Genomic DNA, 17,304 nt, shown 5'->3' on the forward strand with positions numbered 1-17,304 from the left:
GATCTCACTTTTTTGCCCGATTTTGGCCCCAAGTTGCCGTGGTGTTGCCGGGATTCTGAAAAACGATCCTCCGACGAGCGCGAAAAGTGGGCTTGTCGACCCTCTGTGCGAGTGTCGATTTTGGGGTGCGCGAGTCTGGCGAGATGCTGCCGCGCGCCGCTCTCGGTCTCGGTCTCGGTCTCGGTTGCGGTGAATCGTCAGAGGCTGACGCCGTCGTGTCCGTGCGGGCTGGCCGAAGGGCTGGTGAGCCAAGTGACGTTCGTCGACGGGGCGGCGTTGCGAGCCTGGGCTCTGTGTTCGGCTTGTGCGAGGCGCTGTGCGAAATCGCGTCGTTGTCCCTCGCCGAGGACGTGGGCGTAGATTGCCAGGACAGTACGGGGGTCATCGCCGAGGTACTCGGCTACTTCGTGAACAGGCGTGCCCAGGCGCAGCCATGTCGAGGCGGCGTAGTGCCGCAGCGCGTGTCGCCGGAAGCCGAGCGGGAACTTGCGCACAAGCAGCGACGTCAGTTGACCGCCCTGTGTGTTCGTGAATGTGTAGTCGCCCGGCCGCTTTCCGGCAGCGTGGGCGCGGAAGATCTCCAGTCCGCGGGGTGAGAGCGGAATCGAACGCAGACCGCGCCACGACTTCGGGACCTTCTCGTCGTAGCGATCGGAGTGGGAGCGCTCGACGTTCAACTGTGGGAGGCCGTGCTCGCTGAGATTGCGCACGCGGAGTGCGCGCACTTCGCCCCAGCGGATGCCCGTGAGGGACATGAACTCGAAAACGTCGGCGATGTCAGCCCGGCGCTCGCGGAGTTCGCTGAGTACGGAATCGATCTGTTCCCCTGTGGGAATCTCGTTCAGGCTCAGCGAACGTAGTGCGACGCTCGAGAGCTGCGGCAGCTTCTTCATGCTGCGCACGGGGTGGGGATGCTCGAGCATTCCGCGCTCTTCGGCGTACGTGAACAGAGCGCTCAGTGTCGTGCGCGCGCGTGCGACGGTCGACGGTGCTTTGCCGCTGCGTAGCTCACCAAGGAGATGTCCTTGAATGTCCTCAGCATGGATGGAGGTCAGCGGGCGTCGAAGGAGCGACGGCGGGAGTGCTGCGAGGTTGTTGTTGTCGGTGTCGATCGTCTTGGGGTTGCCGTGTCTGCGTGATTCCTGGAACGCTTCGACGAGCTGGGCTAGCGTGAAGCTCGGCTTGGGGGCAGTGGGGCGTCCGGTCTCGAAGCGGTGTCGTTGTTCGCGTTCCCATCGTTCGGCGTCACTCTTGCGGCCGAATGTCCGCGATGCCACGTGCACTTCGCCGACCTTGACGCGGGCGAGGTACCGGGTCCGTCCGTCTGCGGTCTTCCGCACCTGAATGCTCATGGCGCGACGCCGGCGAGGCGCTCCACATCGATGCGCCTGTAGATGCGCTTGTGTTCGGTGATCTGAATCGGGGGCACAGGCGAGCATCCGTGGACCGCGAGAGTCCGGAGCGTGGTCCGGTGGATGCCGAGGAGGTGTGCTGCTTCTTCCTCCGAGTAGAAGAGCGGCGCCAGATCGGTGTGAGGTGCTGACTCGGCGCGCGCGGAATCGCTGGCCTGTGGAAGCTCGGGGAGGGGAGTGAGGTGTCTAGTTACCATCTGCTTGGCGGCCGACGTTGTACGTCATGCCTTCCAAGCGTCCCTCGGAGCGTGCCTTCTTGATCCAGTCGGATGCGGTGCGGTGGGGGATGTCGAGCTCGAGTTGCACGGCCCGCACGGGCGGGATACCGGCGAGCGCGGAAGCGCCGTAGATGATCTCGATCACCTCCATGCGCTCTTCCTTGCCGCCTCGCTTGACGGCGGCGGCTGCCATCCATGGCGGAATGAGCCGTCCTGCATTCGAGGTGAGGTCCGCGACAGTCGTCCGACCTGTCTCGTCCTCGTCGGTGAGGCGGACCGTGATGCACTCCGGGACGGCCTGCTGCAGGATCGCCACGGAACCTGTCCGGCGCAGTGCATGCTGATCAAAGTCGGCCCGAAACGCCCGGTTGGTGATCGCAGTGATGATGTAGCGGCCCTTATCGAGGCTGTAATGCGCCTCGATCGTGGTCTCGACTCCCGTGTCCTCGTCACACGTTGAGGCGATGAACGTTGGGGCTATGCGCAGTGCGGACCCGACTGGCTGCGTGGCGGAGCGCCACGTCATCGGTGTGCCATCGAGATTCTTCACGTCGACCTTCACCCCCTCAGTTTGTCTTACCGCACTGGAGATTCGCAGGACCTCTTGATTAAGTGTATGTCTTAAGCATCTACTTGTGTCAATAGTCAGTTTGGATGCGCAGCAGGGGTGGATGTTCATGGACGTGATCGTGTACTCGGCGGGGCCGTCGTGTCAGCGGTGTCGACTGACCTGCCAACGGCTTGATGAGCGTGGCATCCGCTACGACCTCGTTGACCTCCACGAGCACAACGCGACGGTCCGGGCGTTCCTCGCTGAGGAGCTCGGCTACCGGGAGGCGCCGGTCATCGAGGTCGACCATGGCGTCACGCGCTGGTCGGGGTTCCGCCCGGACCTCATCGACGGCCTCGCCACGACCGCGGATCGACCGGGGAATAGCGGGAAGGCCTGATGGTGGCAGCTCCGCCGTCTGCGAGAGGGTAGTGGGCGGCGCTCTGCTCCGTGCCGCGCTTTCGCGGCATATCCTCCCTCGCTCCGCTCGGTCCGGTATTCCACGACGCGGCACTGCGCAGCGGGCCGCCCACTGAGGCTCGGCAGCTATCCGGCCGGAGCAGGAGTGCGGTCAGGTCATCGCGAGATCGACGTCCCGGGCGCCGATGGCGTGGTGATGGGCGCCGCGGTATCGGGCACCTCGGCGACCTTGTGTACGCGCCGGAGCGCCGCCAGGTCCGCGGTCAGCCTCTCCTGCTGGATCCGCACGACCTCCGAGTTCGGCGGCACCGGGAGCTCGGGCACCACGCGCTGGATTGCTATCTCATGAAGCGCGACGAGAGACTCCACCGCGGCGCCAGGAATCGAGCGCAACGATTGCGCGAACGCCGTCATATGGCGCAACTCGCTCAGCCACTGCGCTCCCTCGAGCGCGGACATCCTCTCAGTGCACAATGCGCGAAAAGCCGCGGACACGTCGGCCATCGCAGCGGGATCGGCACGGTGAGCATCGAGCACGACCTGGCCTCGCCTCCCGATCACCGATACGCGGCCGACGGTCGAATCAGCCACGGAAGCCTCGACGAGCGCATCAACATCGGCGAGGCTACGCGCATGCTCCGGAGGCGGGACGAACTGCGACGGTAAGCGCTGCTGCATCTGACGCAGGCCCCGAGACGTCGCCGACAACAGGCTCTCCTCGCTGCGTGTAGCGGCGATGACAACGTGCACCTGAAAGTCGGCATCCGTGAACCGGCGGGCCACAGCCAGCGCAGTGCTCGGCGAACCGAACGCGCCTTCGAGGAGCAACGAGAAATGACGCTCACGCGCATGAGTTACCACCGCCTGCAACCAGGAGGCCGCGGACCGCGACAGCTCGTGCTGGCCGGCAGGCGAGGCGCGGAATGCCGGTTCCAGATAGCGCGGATGAAACGCTTGAAGGTCCTCGGCTTCGATCGGGACAAGACTGTTGCCATGCATTCGCCGGACGGGCCCGATCGATCGGCCGGTTCCCGCTCCGGGGGCTCCGGCAAGCAGGACCAACGTGGGGTGCGGACCGGGCTGCGCGCCGTGGAACACTGACTGCAGGACGAGCTCCTCGCGGTCTGTTGAGGCCACCGGAGGCTCAGTCACGAGAGGGCTTGGCCGCGTGAAGCTCGTGAGTTTCGTGACGACCTCGTCGCGATCGAACCCGTTCAGGTCGTGAAGCTCTGAACGAGCCTGCGCGATCAGATTCGCGACGCGCGCGCCTTCACCTTGCTCGGAGAAGAGGAATCCTGCCACGACTGCGCGGACGTCGTCGCGTAACACGTTGTACAGCACCGCATCGTTCACTCGCCAAGGCGAAAGGCGCTGGGGCATGTTGACTCCTTCCCGCGAGTTTACCAAGAAGGGTTTGCAACCTGCCCGCTGGCGTCCCCCGGGCAGGGGCCTTTTCGTGACCGCCGCCTTAGGCGTTGGCCCAGGGTTTTGCCGAACTCGTATACATCTATGTTGACGGGCAACGCGACGAACAACCCTTACCCGCACGGCATCGACCAGCAGATGGACGAACGCACCATCGAATCGTTCATCAGCACGAAGGGGCCGTAACAGTCCCTCACGGTGAAAGAGATCGAGCTCGACCGGCACCTCCTCGCGATCCGCCCCGAGAGTCACCGACCGCAGGTGACCGCGTGGGTGCGGTTCGGGCCGCAGCACACCCTGTACATGCGTGCTCGTCGCCTGAATCGAGTTCACCGCACGCGGGAAGACGTGCCGTGCTAGATGCGGGGAACACCGTGAGCGTCGACGCGCCCGACGATCAGGCGTAGTCGAAGGCTTGAGCCGTCGACTCTGCGTTCACGCCACCGATGTGGAAGGTTCCGTTGCGGCGGCCACTGCTCGCTCGGATGTAGAACATGCCCATCGATATTTCCGCGTTGACGTTCTCAGACTCTGTCTCGACGTCTTCGGGGACCGCTTCGATCACCATGACCTTGAACCGCTTGACTTCTGCGAGCACGACGTTCGCAGAGCCGCCGACAGCGTCAATCCGTTTGGCGACCTCGCTCAAGTACTCGTTGGGTGTGCACACCACGATCGGTCGCGATCCATCTGGCGCGGCGTACCGCAGTCGGACCTTGCTGTCGGGGCGCAGGATGCTGCTCATTACCCGACGTGTGGCCTCATGGCGATTCATCGCAACTCGTCCAATCCCATGGCTCGTAGATACTCGTTGTAGACCTCGTCGTACGCGTCGTTGAACGATTCTTGCACGTCCTGCTGGGAGGATATCGCCCTGATCTCCTTGTGAGGCGCATTGTGATCACCATCATGTCGATGAACACATCCATGATTCAACGTATCAACGCAAACCAGTTCGAGCGACCGGTCGCCGATTCTGCGCGACAAGACGATCGCGTACGCCACCAGCTGGCCGTTCCACAGCACCCGTCTGACGGACAGGACGTGGACGTCGTCGAGACCGACGGACATCCGATCCTCTTCGCAGTCATCAATCGGAGGCGGTGCCCAGTCGGCTATCTCTGATTCCCGCTCCGGCATGGTGACGATGATATCGGTGACGAGGGAGTTGAGCTGCCTCCGATCGAATCGTCGCTCCGAGGGGATTGGTGTGAGTGGCCGGCGACGTAAGCCACGGCCTGTCTGAGCGATGGGGTTTCCTTGTGGGACCAGATTCCGTGTTCGACGTCGGAACGCCGGCGAGTTAGCAGAGGCCGTCTCACGCAATCCTCTCCGAGCCGGCGATGACCTCATTCCAGAGGTCGAAGGAAGAGGGTCAAGCTCCCTCAGATGGTCGAAGGTGCGGGAGCGATGCTTTCCGCTGACCCCCACAGGGTGACGGTATCGCGGGCTCCGGCAGTGCTGGATGTCAACCGACTATGGTGACTTCGATGAGCGAACTTCAGAACCTTCAGGGCAGAGTGGAGATTATTCGGGCACTGATCTACGTGGCGGATCATTCCGACTTGGTGCTCAAGTTCTGTGCTCGATCATCACCGGACCAGGTCATCACGGCGCAGGACTTGGCGGGCTTCTGCGGACTGTCCGAGATCCAGGCCGAAGCCGTCCTTGACATGCCGGTTAGGAGGTTCTCGTCTCATTCGGTCGCGAACATGCGTGTCGAGTTGACGGCGTTAGAGGAACAGATTCGGGATCTCGAAGACTGAATCCTGCTCCTGAGGGCGTTGAGCCGCCACTCAACGTGGCGGCTCAACGCCCTCAGGCTACATCGACGTGCAACCGTCGTTTATCGTCTGGATGCCGGTCGTAGCGCCTGCTTCCCAGTCCGCGCTTCGCACTCCGAGCTTGAAGAAGTGATCAATGCCGAGTGCAGCTTGTGCCCGGAAGTTGCCCGCAACGCCCACCCGCCCGGAGCTGGACAATGTGATGCGGATGTACACCTGCTCTCCGGAACGACATGAGCGACTGCCAGCTGCGCGCGTCACGGCGAGGATACCTGCATCGGACTGTTGCGCATTTTCCTGTAGGACGTTGGAAACGGCTCTTGATGTGGCCTCGGTTGCTGAGGCGCTGGCGCCTGCGGGGGTTGCGCACAGAACCAACAGCGCCGCGGCGGCGGCTCCGATCCCCAACACCGTGCGGTTCTTGTGTGTCATGATGACCTCCAGTCCTATCTCCTACCAGGCGGGACCGCCTTCGTCATCAACTCTGCTGCCACGGTCGAGTGAGTGCTATCCATCGGGATAGCTGGTCAACGGGAGGACGTTGTGGAATAATCCGGCACGCGGGGGAGGGCCAACGGAGTGAATGCGATAGGAAAAGACGAACGCGACCGTCACCGTGCTTCTGCCTTAAGTTTCGGCAGGGCGATTCGGGATTTGAGGATTCGGCGAGGATTCACCCAAGAACAGATTGCGCATCGCGCGGACGTTGCGATCGGCGCTTACGGATGTCTAGAGCGAGGAGTCGCCCCATCGGGACAAGCGTCAAACCCGACGTTTCTCACCGTGATGCGCGTTCTTGAAGCACTCGGGGTTGAGGTGATACTGAGGCAAACACGGGCGAGTGCGCACCGGGATTGAGCGTATCATTGCAGTTAGCAACCGTCCGTGCGGCTCCCGTCCCTTCGGATCGACCAATAGGCAGCCAGCGTCATCGCTTCACGAAACCCCGCCCGCGTGCATGCTGGATCAACGCACGGCATGCAGGCGCCGACGAGCTCACTGCGGCATGCGGAGCGGATAAGCGACAACTGCCATTCGCTCGCTACTCACACTCGCCTGTGGTGCCAGGCACTTCGGAGAGGAGAGGTGTTCTCCGATTGTGACGGATTCAGAGTCGTGGCGGTCAAGTCCCGTGGTCTGGTGTCACTCCGATTGTTCCTGATGGGTTGGGGGTCAGGCGGTGTGGTGGAGCTCGGGGCGGATGGGTTCGGTGTGTTCGTTCAGGGTGTGGATGAGTTTGCGCATGGAGATGTCGGAGAAGTAGCGGCGTTCGCCGTAGGACCATTCCTCGTGCTGCTCTTGCAGGACGGCGCCGATGAGGCGGGTGACGGAGTCGCGGTCGGGGAAGATTTGGACGACGTCGGCGCGGCGTTTGATCTCGCGGTTGAGGCGTTCGATGGGGTTGTTGGACCAGACTTTCTGCCAGTGTTCCCGTGGTAGTGGGGCGAACGCGGTGAGGTCGGGTTCGGCCGCCTCGAGCATGGCCGCGATCTCGGGAAACGAGGAGCGGAGGCTGTCGGTGACGGCTTGGTATTGGGCGAGCACGGCCTCCGTCGTGGTCTGCGCGAAGATCGTGGAGATCAGCGCGTTGACGGGCGTGGAGCGTGCGGAGCCGATCCTCAAACGGGCAGTGCACGTAGGCGGGACGGTCGCGTGCGATCGCGAACGCGAAACTCGCCATGCCGGAAAAGCAGCGCCTCTACCCCGTCAATCGGCCTCAGCGGGCTCACAGACTCCAGTCGATCGCACTGGCGCCGACATCTGCCAAGAATCTATTCGCGTCAGAGAACGGTGTGGATTCGCGGAACAGCGGGACTGTCTGCGAGTGCCAGGCGATCGGGTGCGTCGTCGGGATCGATCGGTGGCGCGGTTCGTCGATAGGCGTCGAGAGCCAGTCGGATGTGCTGGTGCCGAGGAGGAGCACCGGAAGACCTCGACATTCGGAGTTGATGACTTTCAAGACGCTCGCTGTGAAGGGGCGCCAGTCGGGCCGATGAGACTTCGGAGTCGACTCACGCACGGTGAGCGCGGCATTCAAGAGAAGTATTCCCTTCTGTGCCCAGGCGCCTAGATCGCCGCCGCTGGCGGGTCGACGGAACGCGATCTCACTGTCGCCTTCGAGATTCTCGAAGATTCGGTCGAGCGAGTCACCGGGGGTAGGTCCCGCGCTGAGTTCGAACGCGAGTCCAGTGGCGCGACCGTGCTGCGGATACGGGTCCTGGCCGATGATGACTGCGCGGACATCCTGTAGGGCTGTTTCGTGAAACGCGCGGAACACGAGTTGCGGCTTCGGCCAGACTGACACACCGGGCAAGGAGCAGAGCCGATTTGCGAGTGCATCCGCGCGAGCAGGGTCGTACCCCTGGTTGTCCAACGCCGTACGCCAATCGGCTGGAAGACGTGACGCGTCGCCGGAGTATGACATCGATTTATCCGCCAGAAGATGATTCTTAGCGCCGTGTGAACGGCCGACCGAAGCTCACGAAGGAGTAGTTCGCGTGCGATGGCCCGCGCCAAGACTATCCCTTCCCGTCCACCCGCAAGGTATACGCCGGTTGGACCCACTAGCGGGCAGCGTGGTTGATCAGTCGTTGGGCATGCTCATCCTGCTCGGCCAAGATGGGCAGATGGGGATGGCGAAAGAAATGATGATGGCGCAGGAAGAGCAGGGCTGGAGCTACTCCGAAAAGCACGTGTGCTGCGCGTGCGTCAACGACCAGCACTTATCGGATGCGATTGGTTCCGAGTCCGCCGACGATGTGTCATGCGACTTTTGCGGAAGCTCGCCTGCGGCTTCGCTAGATGTGCTGTTGGGTGCGTTCGTCGACGGAGTGCGGCTTGAGTACAACGACGCGGATTCGGAGGGTGTGCCGTGGGACGGCCGCGAAGGCGGGTACCAGGCATCCACTTTCGACAGCTGGGACCTCGTTGGAGAGTTCTGGGACCTCTTCGCCACTGACGCGCTAGCGGAGGAGGTTAGGGACTCTCTGCAAGAGCGAACCTGGGTCGAGCGAGACTGGGTGTGGCGTCGCAGGGACGCCGTCCTCCGGGACGCCTGGGTTGAGTTCAGCGATGCTGTCAAGTACCGCACTCGTTACGTTATCTGGATCGTTGAGGACGAAGAAAGCGAGCGACAGGAACGATTCGCAGGGGAAGTGCCAGTCGGAAAGATCCTGCACGAGGTCGGGGACCTGCTTGACGAGTTGGGTCTGATCCGTGAGATCGGGGCCGGCTCGATCCTATGGCGTGCGCAACCTCACAACACACGCAGGCTCATGCCAACGGCATCTGCGGCGAGGCTCGGAACCGCACCTCGTGAGTTCGCGAAACAGCCGAATCGAATGAGCCCTGCCGGCATCCCGATGTTCTACGGGGCGATGGACGAGCCAACGGCGATCGCAGAGGTGGCTCGGCACAACGTCAAGGGCGACCGATTTGTGACCCTCGGCGAGTTCGTCCTTTCATCCGCTGTAGGCGTGGTCGACTTCACAAGGCTCCCGGCAGTGCCGTCTCTGTTTCACCCGGAGTTCGGGCGCTATCGCCGAGAAATCGCGTTCCTCCATGAGTTCGTAGACACACTGAGCGCTCCGGTGACCGCTGGCGATGAGGCGATTGATTACGTGCCAACGCAGATCATGACGGAGTTCTTTCTCCGGATCCTGAAGCCGGCGAGCGGTCGCCCCATAACTGGCATCGTGTATGGCAGTGCCGTGTACCCGGGTGGGCGCTCGAACGTTCTGGACATTCCAAATGAGCGTTGCGTCAGTGCTGGCGAACCACTCGGATCAGATGAGCCACATCTAATCCTGCGTGCCGACAGCACCGTGCGTCACCGACTCCCTGCCCCACGCGGCGAGGACGGCTCCTCAGGCGGACGCAGGTTACAGACTTTGGGGGCGATGGTGCTTGCCAGCGTGCTCTCGCTCGGTGTGTTGATCGCGCGACGAAGCGGCGGCCGCCCGCGGAGGTAGCCTGCGAACGATCCGTCAAGGGGCACTGCCCGTTGAGCGGACCGTTTCGCACACGCCAGATCGGATGACACCTACGCGTGCAGCGGTCCCCCTGCCAACCTCCACTTCGGGTGGCATGTGCGTGCATGTGAATACGATATTGCCATGAGCGACAATCTCATTCCGAGTTCAACCGCCGGACTCGACAAAGACCAGTCAACTGGACCAGGCGCCATTCTCCGCCTGGCTAGCCTGGCACCCAAGTTTGATGCGATTCAGCACCAGCTCTACCTGGACTTGCTCGAGCGAGCGCTCGCTCATGACGATTCGCGCAACATCGCGGTAACGGGGGCATACGGAACCGGAAAGAGCAGCGTCCTCAGTGCGCTGCGGAACCAAGCGCGGTATAAGGACAGCATCGTCTGGCTTTCGCTGTCCACAATCGCATCACGCGATCACTCGTCATCCGACACGGACGACCCCAGCGACTCTCCCACTTCGCGGGTAAATCAGATTCAGAAGGAGATTGTCAAGCAACTGCTTTACCGAACCACTGTCTCAGCGGTGCCGCAGTCCCGCTTCCGGCGCGCTACGGTCCCGGACCGCCGACGCGAGCTTGGAGCCGCGGTCATCATCGGACTCGTCCTCGCGGCCGTGCTCTTTGCTCTGGGGCCCCTACATCCCATCATCACGTCCTGGTTTTCAGAGACCTGGCGACATTGGCTCGCATACGGGGTCGTCACGCTCTTACTCGTGGCCGCCGCTTGGGGGGCCATCGTCGTCCTGCGTGCCCGGCCGGTGATGAGCGCATCGGTCAACGCTGCAATCACCACCGTCACATTGACCAAGCAGTCGGACACGTACTTCGACGCGTACCTCGACGAGATCGTGTATTTCTTCGAAGCGACGAAGTGCAACGTCGTCGTCATTGAAGACATAGATCGTTTCGAGGATGCGGAGATCTTTGACACGCTTCGCGCGCTGAACGGTCTCCTCAATGGGTCTCGTCAGATCGGGCGCCGAATCACTTTCGTCTATGCCATACGCGACAGCGTGTTCGAGAGGATCGGCGCAACCCCAGGCGATGACGAAATGGATGCGCTTACTCCTGACCACGCCAAGGAGGCGCTGAAGCGCGCAAGCCGGACCAAGTTCTTCGACGTGATCATTCCCGTCGTCCCGTTTGTCAGCCCTGACAATGCACGGGATGTGATGTCGGCCTCGATGAAGAGCAAGGACTTCAAGATCAGCCCCGCTCTCATTCGACTAGCGGCCCGCCACGTCGCCGACATGCGCATGATTCATAACATCCGGAACGAGTTCGAGATCTACCGGAATCAGCTGGTGGTCTCTGAGTCGGCATTGCCCGACATTACGGACGACCTGGTGTTCGCCATGGTGCTCTTCAAGAACACGCACCTCGCCGACTACGAAAACATCCGACACCGGGAAAGCTCACTGGATCGCTTGTACCGCGCGTGGAGGTCCATGGTGACGGCGAGCACGCCGGAATCGGTTCGCCAACTCACCTCGCACAGAGATCGGCGCAGGCGCGCAGTGGACGAGGACGCTCAAGCCGCGCGTCTGCGCGAGAGTCTCTTGAACCTGGTTGCCGATTTGGACGCCGCGATTCCGTCTCCCTTCGCCGTGGACCTGCCGGCGCACGTGAAGGATCGCCTCGCCTCGGCGACGGGATGGACGGAGATTGTCGAGAACGACGAGTTGTCTTTGCCCTTCACCCGCAACTCCGGAGCGGTGACCTCGTTCACATTCTCAGCGGAAAGTCTTACCAGGCTTCTGGGCTCGAGCGTCGATCCTGCCGATTGGGCGCGAGAAGACCTGGACATTGCCGAGTCAACAGAACGACGACTGGCGGAACGGGTGAGATTCCTACGCCACCACACCTGGGCAGAGCTGCATGCGCGGGAAGACGTCTCGGTAGACCCCGCGCTGCTCGACCTCCAACCCGAAGAGCGGGCACGTCTCAGCAGCATCACAGATCAAGACGAAGTGACGTTCGCCGAAGTCGCGCAGGCGATCCTGCCTTCCAAGCTCGCCCGTGCCCTCGTTCGCCAGGGCTATATCACGTCTCACTTTGCTCTGTATACGTCGCACTATTACGGCAAGCATTTGAGTAAGCAAGCACGTGAGTACATCTACCGCTTCATCGGACCGGGCATCCCCGATGCAACATTCGAGCTCCGACCGCGCGAGGTGCGCCAGATACTCAGAGAACAGGATGCGGAAAGGAGGGACGACGCGGACCTCTTCAGCGACCCGAGCATCTTGAATGTCGGCATCGTCGACTACTTGCTCGTGAAGCGGCCGCGGGCCGCGGATTTGGTGGCGCGGCAGCTTGCCAAGGAAGACGCGTCACGAGAGGAATTCCTGGACGTCTACATGTCGCAAGGCGAGCACCCGGGAGCGCTCCTTGCGCAGCTCACATCACATTGGTCCGATGTGATCCACTACGCAACCACGTCGAGCGCAATAGCTGCCGCTGACCGCGTCGACATAGTCAACAGCGTGTTGCTGGCCGTAAAGAGTCACAACTTCACCGTGGATCCCTCCTTCGCCGCGTTGCTCGCGGACAACTACAGCACCATGGAGTCGGTAGTCGCGCCCCCAGATGCAGACCATGCGCGGGCTGTCTTCGGTCTCCTCCGCAGTGCTGGCGGCGTCATTCCCGACCTCCACCCGCTTAGTGCGGATGCCCGTGATGCAGCCCTCGCGCTGCAAGCGTTCAGCGTCACTGCCGGAAACCTACGCCTCTTCGTTCCTCGCGGTCAGGTCGTACTAGGCAGGCTTCGACAAACGAACCGCGCTCTCTATGACCACGTCCTGGCCAACGCTGACGCTTACGTGTCTCTGGTTCACAAGCACCCCGCCGACTTCGCAACTGTCACCGATGGAAAGCAGCTGGCCAGGCTCGTGACGGATCTTGGAGGCTCGGGCGCTGATGCCCTTCGGCACGTGTTCGAATCGGCACCTGGCGATGTCCTCGTCGCCCACATCAAGGACCTACCCGTGCGGACCTGGCAGACGGCTGTCGGCACGGGCCACGTGGCCGTTACATTCGCGAATGTCGCTGCCTACGTGGAACAGCACGGGGTGGACGACTCGCTGGCCATCCTCTTGAGGGGCCGTCACATCACGACGGAAACGGATTCCGATCTCGCCGCCCGACGCGACCTCGCCTACGCGCTGCTCGGTGCGGCCGACAGCATTCCATCGACGCTCGCGCGGGCGAAAACCGCGGCGAGCCTAGCACCAGGAACGTTGGCCCCCGATCTCGTGGCGCCAGAGTCGGGCGACCTCGTGGCCCGGCTCATAGCCGTTCGTCTGCTGCCGGACGATGAAACTACATTCACATCCGCCCTCATGCTGGACTGGACCACGCTGGAGCGCACAATCAAGGCGTCGAGAGCATTCAAGACGTTCGCTTCGCCCTCCGTCGTTCCGGTCGGTTGGGTGCCTGACCTCGTTCGGAGCCCGATGGTTTCCCACGACCAACGGCTCGCCGTAATCGACAAGTTGGAGAGCTACCTGCCGTCAGCTAGCCGGGCACAAGCCCGCGATATCGCGGCTGCGCTGATCCAGAAGGGGTGGAGAATCCACGCCAAGCGAATCCAAGCCCTGCTCGACGCGGGCGCATTCCAGACCCAGGTCGTGGCACTGCTCGCCAAGGAAGACAGGGCAACTCGTGAACAGACGAGGGCGGTCTTCCGTGCCATGGGCGGGAAGTACGAGCGAGTGGCGACAGGTGGCAAGGGTCGGCCATCGTTCCCAGCCGATGATGCCCACCTCACGCTGCTTGAGCGCTTCGCTGGCGACACGGTGAGGCGGGTCAGTCGAAAGCAGTTCAAGGGCAAGGGGCAACAGCTCGTGGCGCACCTTCAGTGACGGCACCCCCGAGCTTCACTCCTCCGCGTGCCCGGAGATCCGCGCATCCGCTCATGCGATCGCCGCTCGCAAGCGGGTCCCTGAGTGCACGCTTCAGTTTCTCTAGGGACGCCCGCTGCGCCGACGACGACACCGCTGCCCGAATACCCCGCCCGCACCCACGCCCGATGAACGCCCGCCCTACGCCCACCGACAGCCACGCTGCACCGACACCCGATGAACGCCCGCCCTACGCCCACCGACAGCCACGCTGCACCGACACCCGAAACCCGGACACCCCGAGGCCCTCGACCAAGCGAATCGAAGGGAAAAGAAAAAAGGCAATGCACGCAGGCACTTTCTGTGAATGGTCTAGCGTCATAGGCAAATTCGGCGTAGCCTGTGGGCGTGCGCGGTGGTCTGGAGCGTTGGAAACGCGGCGCCGGCTCCCAGGGGGTCCGCCTCGCGTTGGACTACGCGCTGCGGGGAGCGTGCGACTCGCCTCTGCGTTCTACTGGGGCCGCCGCGCTGGCCTCGTACAGCGAGATTCAGAATGCGGCGGTCACCCGATTCGTGATGACAGACGCGATAGTCCACGATGAACTCAACGCCGCCGAACTGACGCACTGGGTGGACGGCCTGGACCCGGAGTCGGCCGAGCGTCGCGGGCGGATTCTCTCGTCGCCGAGCGCGGACTTAATTCTTGACTGCACAGTGAACGCACCGAAGTCGTTCAGTATTGCGGCGATGCTGGACACGGAACTGGCAGCCGAATTCGAAGCATTGCAGGACCGTGTCCGCGACCACATCCTGACGCTGTGGCGGACGGAGTTGAACGCGCGGCGCGGTGCCGGCGGGCGCTTTCGCGAGCGGTTGGCGCGAGTCGAAGTCGTCGAGTTGAAGCATCGGCGTTCCCGTGCCCTGGATCCGCACGTCCACCGGCATTTGTGGCTGTCGGTGAAGGTGCAGGGGCTTGATGGCCGGTGGTCGAATGTCGACTCGCGAGTCGCGATGCGAGTGCAGAACCTCGTCAACGCCGAGGGGGACCTTGCCTGCCGGACAGATCCGGAATGGATCGCCGCGCTTGCAAACCACGGATACTCCTTGAACGCGGACGGGGAGGTGGCCGAGCTGGCGCACGTGGTGCGTCCGATGTCTCGCCGCTCGAACCAGATCGAAGCGAACCGGGCGGTGTTCCTCGCAAAGTGGAGGGCGGAGCATCCGGGGCAGGTGCCGAGCGCGGCTGCCTTGCATCGGATCGACCGATACGCGTGGGCGACCAGCCGCCCGCAGAAACCAGACGTGCTCGACGAACCGTCGTGGAACGCGCTCGTGATGGACGAGCTCCACGCTCTTGATCCTGGACTGAGTGCTTCTCGTACTCCGCTCATTGTCGAGCCGCAGGTCTTGGAGAGCCTCGATCGGGATTTGTTGGCGCGTCGGGCGGTCGTAGACGCGGATGAACGGTCGAAGTCGAGCAACGGCAGATTCAGCATGCTGGATCTGCGGGCCGGAGCGACTCGTGCGGTTGCGGCGAACGGTCCGATCGCAGCGCGGAACAATCTGCAGAACCTCATCGACGACGTCGTGGCTCGTGCACTAAGTCACGTCCGTGATCTCCTCCCGGACGACCATCACAAGCCACAACACGTCAAGACGTTCGTCACGAAGGCGTTTGCTGCGACGAAGTCCCGGCTTGGACTCGACCTCACGGCGCTCAGCTGTGGCGACGCCGCGGACGCCCCGATCGATCCCCGCGTCGAGGGGATCGTGGATCGAGGTCACCTGGATGCGGGGCAGATCGATGCGGCGGTCGCGCTGGCCAGTGGTAGTCGATTGGTCACGGTGACGGGCCCAGCAGGCGCGGGGAAGACAACGCTGCTTCGCGCCGCGCGCGAAGCACTCGCGACGCAGCGCCGAAGGCTGGTGATCGTGGCGCCGACCCGGAAGGCCGCCGCAGTCGCGAGCCGCGAAGTTCGCACTCCGGGGACAAGCGTGCATGCCTTGCTTGCTGATCATGGGTGGCGGTGGCGCACCGACGATGCCGGCGCCGTCACCTGGTGGCGCCTGAGTACAGGCCAGTGTGACCCGATCACCGGACACACGTACTCCGGTCCATCGCGGTATGCGCTCCGGGCCGGCGACCGGGTGGTCGTCGACGAAGCGGGCATGCTCGACCTTGAAGCTGCCGATGCGCTCACGCGACTGGTCAGCGAGACCGGAGCCGGGCTGGCGATGATCGGGGACCCGCTCCAGGCGTCCCCAGTCGGTCATGCTGGAGCGATGGCACTCGCAGAGCGTCGCGCTGGTCGAGCCATCGTTCTCGCAGAAGTCCATCGATTCGATGACCCCGAGTACGCAGAGCTGACGCTCCGCCTTCGCGCGCCGGCGTCGGAGGAGGAAGCGGCGGGTATCGCGAAGGTGTTGCAAGACCGTGGGCATATTCGATGCGTTGAGGACGCAGATGCTGCACGCCGCGCGCTCGTGCAGGAGTACTTCCAGCAACGGGGTGAGACGCGCTCCATCGCCGTCGTGGTTGCAGCGAATGAACAAGCAGACCAGATCAACGAAGCCATTCAGGATGAGCGCATCGCCCGATACGAGCTGCACCTGGACCGGATGGCGGTCGGCGCGGGGGAGCAACGCATCCTCGAAGGTGACGTCGTTCAGACGCGCCGCAACGATACCGCCACCGGCGTACAGAACCGCGTGCTCTGGACCGTCACCGGTATCGGCGCGGCCGGACTCGAGCTTGCTCGGCTGGACGACAGTACCGACCGGCGCACCATCACCCGCGACTATGCGGCGGACTATCTGCACCTCGCTTACGCCACCACCGTGCACGGCATCCAGGGCGAAACCACAGACACATCGCTCGTCGGCCCCGACGTCGACGCCGCCGGCTTTTATGTCGGTCTTACCCGAGGCCGACGCCACAACCAAGCGATCGTCATCGCAAGCAGCGACACGGCAGCACGCCGCGTCCTCACCCAGACGATGCTTCGCGGCCTGCCTGAGCCAGACCAGCAGGATGCTGTTCACGCCGCACAGCAGGACCTCGCGCATTCCGCTCGCGACCCAGAGGTCGACACTGGCCCCGGCGACCCGCCACGAGCATCCGACCTTGCGCGTGTAGGTGGCTGGCTCCTCGCAGCCCGGAGCTTGCTCCTCGCGGCTGACGCGGCTCGTACCTCGAAAGAAGCGCGGCAACATGCTCGGGCTTCGATCGTGGAGGCTGACGCGACGGATCTCCCTACTGTCACCTACGCGGCGCTGCAATCGCGCATCGTGGAGGCTGAACGCCGCGAACTTGCAGTCCTCGAGGCTTCGCCGATGTCAGCCGTGAGGCAAACCGGGTCCGCTCTTGCGGATCCAAACCCACCGGAACGAGGAATCAGATGAAACTCGACGATGCCGATCTGCTCCTGCAGAAGGTCGCGACGATCGCTCTCATGTACTACCCGGGGCTGCCGGCAGATTCGCCGAGCTACAAACTTGACGATGACATCGACTGGTGTCTGGTCGAGACACCCCAGGACGAGGTTACACCCGAGCTACGAGAACTGATCGGGCGGACTGTCGTCGATCCGACAGCACACCGCGAGAGCTTGACCGATCACGTTTACGGCTTGGTTCCCGACTCGGAGGATGCGAGTTGATTTG

The 17,304-nt window shown here is 63.1% G+C and carries 14 protein-coding genes and 1 pseudogene; 7 read left to right on the forward strand and 8 right to left on the reverse strand.

The genetic code is table 11. The features are described from left to right. Positions 1–197 precede the first annotated feature (197 nt). Together AC3RXZ_RS14545 and AC3RXZ_RS14550 are read right to left on the reverse strand one after the other, a co-directional pair. On the reverse strand, positions 198–1,352 hold the full coding sequence (locus AC3RXZ_RS14545) for a tyrosine-type recombinase/integrase (RefSeq protein WP_491494473.1): 1,155 nt from the start codon (positions 1,350–1,352) through the stop codon (positions 198–200). A gap of 246 nt (positions 1,353–1,598) precedes the next feature. Further along, positions 1,599–2,192 (reverse strand): hypothetical protein, encoded by a 594-nt coding sequence (locus tag AC3RXZ_RS14550; protein ID WP_491494474.1) that lies wholly within the window; start codon positions 2,190–2,192, stop codon positions 1,599–1,601. A gap of 109 nt (positions 2,193–2,301) precedes the next feature. On the opposite strand from AC3RXZ_RS14550, the gene AC3RXZ_RS14555 reads away from it, so the two are divergent. Beyond that, positions 2,302–2,580: a glutaredoxin family protein gene (locus AC3RXZ_RS14555; RefSeq protein ID WP_491494475.1), complete on the forward strand. Its 279-nt coding sequence runs from the start codon at positions 2,302–2,304 to the stop codon at positions 2,578–2,580. A gap of 176 nt (positions 2,581–2,756) precedes the next feature. On the opposite strand, the gene AC3RXZ_RS14560 is transcribed toward AC3RXZ_RS14555, so the two are convergent. The 3 genes from AC3RXZ_RS14560 to AC3RXZ_RS14570 all read right to left on the reverse strand — a co-directional run bounded on the left by AC3RXZ_RS14560 (position 2,757) and on the right by AC3RXZ_RS14570 (position 5,165). Beyond that, positions 2,757–3,980: a zeta toxin family protein gene (locus AC3RXZ_RS14560; protein ID WP_491494476.1), complete on the reverse strand. Its 1,224-nt coding sequence runs from the start codon at positions 3,978–3,980 to the stop codon at positions 2,757–2,759. Between the two features lie 442 nt (positions 3,981–4,422). Further along, positions 4,423–4,770, reverse strand: coding sequence for a hypothetical protein (locus tag AC3RXZ_RS14565; RefSeq protein ID WP_491494477.1), 348 nt, complete (start codon positions 4,768–4,770; stop codon positions 4,423–4,425). Positions 4,771–4,796: 26 nt separating this feature from the next. Continuing rightward, positions 4,797–5,165, reverse strand: coding sequence for a hypothetical protein (locus AC3RXZ_RS14570; protein WP_491494478.1), 369 nt, complete (start codon positions 5,163–5,165; stop codon positions 4,797–4,799). A 350-nt stretch (positions 5,166–5,515) separates the two neighbouring features. Here AC3RXZ_RS14570 and AC3RXZ_RS14575 point away from each other — a divergent pair, with 350 nt between their 5' ends. Further along, positions 5,516–5,791, forward strand: a complete 276-nt coding sequence (locus tag AC3RXZ_RS14575; RefSeq protein ID WP_491494479.1) for a hypothetical protein — start codon at positions 5,516–5,518, stop codon at positions 5,789–5,791. A 57-nt stretch (positions 5,792–5,848) separates the two neighbouring features. Here AC3RXZ_RS14575 and AC3RXZ_RS14580 read toward each other — a convergent pair whose 3' ends face one another. After that, positions 5,849–6,241: a hypothetical protein gene (locus AC3RXZ_RS14580; RefSeq protein WP_491494480.1), complete on the reverse strand. Its 393-nt coding sequence runs from the start codon at positions 6,239–6,241 to the stop codon at positions 5,849–5,851. A 147-nt stretch (positions 6,242–6,388) separates the two neighbouring features. Between AC3RXZ_RS14580 and AC3RXZ_RS14585 the strand changes: the two genes are divergently transcribed. After that, positions 6,389–6,667, forward strand: coding sequence for a helix-turn-helix domain-containing protein (locus tag AC3RXZ_RS14585; protein ID WP_491494481.1), 279 nt, complete (start codon positions 6,389–6,391; stop codon positions 6,665–6,667). Between the two features lie 315 nt (positions 6,668–6,982). Here the strand turns inward: AC3RXZ_RS14585 and AC3RXZ_RS14590 are convergent. Both AC3RXZ_RS14590 and AC3RXZ_RS14595 read right to left on the reverse strand, forming a co-directional pair. Next, positions 6,983–7,429: pseudogene (locus tag AC3RXZ_RS14590) on the reverse strand (transposase); the annotation flags it as partial. Between the two features lie 106 nt (positions 7,430–7,535). Beyond that, positions 7,536–8,087 carry a uracil-DNA glycosylase gene (locus AC3RXZ_RS14595; protein ID WP_491494482.1) on the reverse strand — a complete coding sequence of 184 codons (552 nt, stop codon included), beginning with the start codon at positions 8,085–8,087 and terminating at the stop codon, positions 7,536–7,538. Between the two features lie 319 nt (positions 8,088–8,406). Here AC3RXZ_RS14595 and AC3RXZ_RS14600 point away from each other — a divergent pair, with 319 nt between their 5' ends. The 4 genes from AC3RXZ_RS14600 to AC3RXZ_RS14615 all read left to right on the forward strand — a co-directional run bounded on the left by AC3RXZ_RS14600 (position 8,407) and on the right by AC3RXZ_RS14615 (position 17,300). Beyond that, positions 8,407–9,780 (forward strand): HEPN-associated N-terminal domain-containing protein, encoded by a 1,374-nt coding sequence (locus AC3RXZ_RS14600; RefSeq protein ID WP_491494483.1) that lies wholly within the window; start codon positions 8,407–8,409, stop codon positions 9,778–9,780. Positions 9,781–9,924: 144 nt separating this feature from the next. Beyond that, positions 9,925–13,662 carry a YobI family P-loop NTPase gene (locus AC3RXZ_RS14605; RefSeq protein ID WP_491494484.1) on the forward strand — a complete coding sequence of 1,246 codons (3,738 nt, stop codon included), beginning with the start codon at positions 9,925–9,927 and terminating at the stop codon, positions 13,660–13,662. A gap of 387 nt (positions 13,663–14,049) precedes the next feature. Then, positions 14,050–17,043 (forward strand): AAA family ATPase, encoded by a 2,994-nt coding sequence (locus tag AC3RXZ_RS14610; protein ID WP_491494485.1) that lies wholly within the window; start codon positions 14,050–14,052, stop codon positions 17,041–17,043. Then, positions 17,040–17,300, forward strand: a complete 261-nt coding sequence (locus AC3RXZ_RS14615; protein ID WP_491494486.1) for a hypothetical protein — start codon at positions 17,040–17,042, stop codon at positions 17,298–17,300. Before AC3RXZ_RS14610 ends, AC3RXZ_RS14615 begins: the two co-directional genes overlap by 4 nt. Positions 17,301–17,304 lie beyond the last annotated feature (4 nt).

This window comes from Microbacterium cucumeris, assembly GCF_058349845.2.

Coding starts and splice junctions, on each gene's coding strand:
- AC3RXZ_RS14545 (WP_491494473.1), bottom strand. CDS start 1,352: ATGAGCATTCAGGTGCGGAAGACCGCAGACGGACGGACCCGGTACCTC.
- AC3RXZ_RS14555 (WP_491494475.1), top strand. CDS start 2,302: ATGTTCATGGACGTGATCGTGTACTCGGCGGGGCCGTCGTGTCAGCGG.
- AC3RXZ_RS14560 (WP_491494476.1), bottom strand. CDS start 3,980: ATGCCCCAGCGCCTTTCGCCTTGGCGAGTGAACGATGCGGTGCTGTAC.
- AC3RXZ_RS14565 (WP_491494477.1), bottom strand. CDS start 4,770: ATGAGCAGCATCCTGCGCCCCGACAGCAAGGTCCGACTGCGGTACGCC.
- AC3RXZ_RS14570 (WP_491494478.1), bottom strand. CDS start 5,165: ATGCCGGAGCGGGAATCAGAGATAGCCGACTGGGCACCGCCTCCGATT.
- AC3RXZ_RS14575 (WP_491494479.1), top strand. CDS start 5,516: ATGAGCGAACTTCAGAACCTTCAGGGCAGAGTGGAGATTATTCGGGCA.
- AC3RXZ_RS14580 (WP_491494480.1), bottom strand. CDS start 6,241: ATGACACACAAGAACCGCACGGTGTTGGGGATCGGAGCCGCCGCCGCG.
- AC3RXZ_RS14600 (WP_491494483.1), top strand. CDS start 8,407: ATGCTCATCCTGCTCGGCCAAGATGGGCAGATGGGGATGGCGAAAGAA.
- AC3RXZ_RS14605 (WP_491494484.1), top strand. CDS start 9,925: ATGAGCGACAATCTCATTCCGAGTTCAACCGCCGGACTCGACAAAGAC.
- AC3RXZ_RS14615 (WP_491494486.1), top strand. CDS start 17,040: ATGAAACTCGACGATGCCGATCTGCTCCTGCAGAAGGTCGCGACGATC.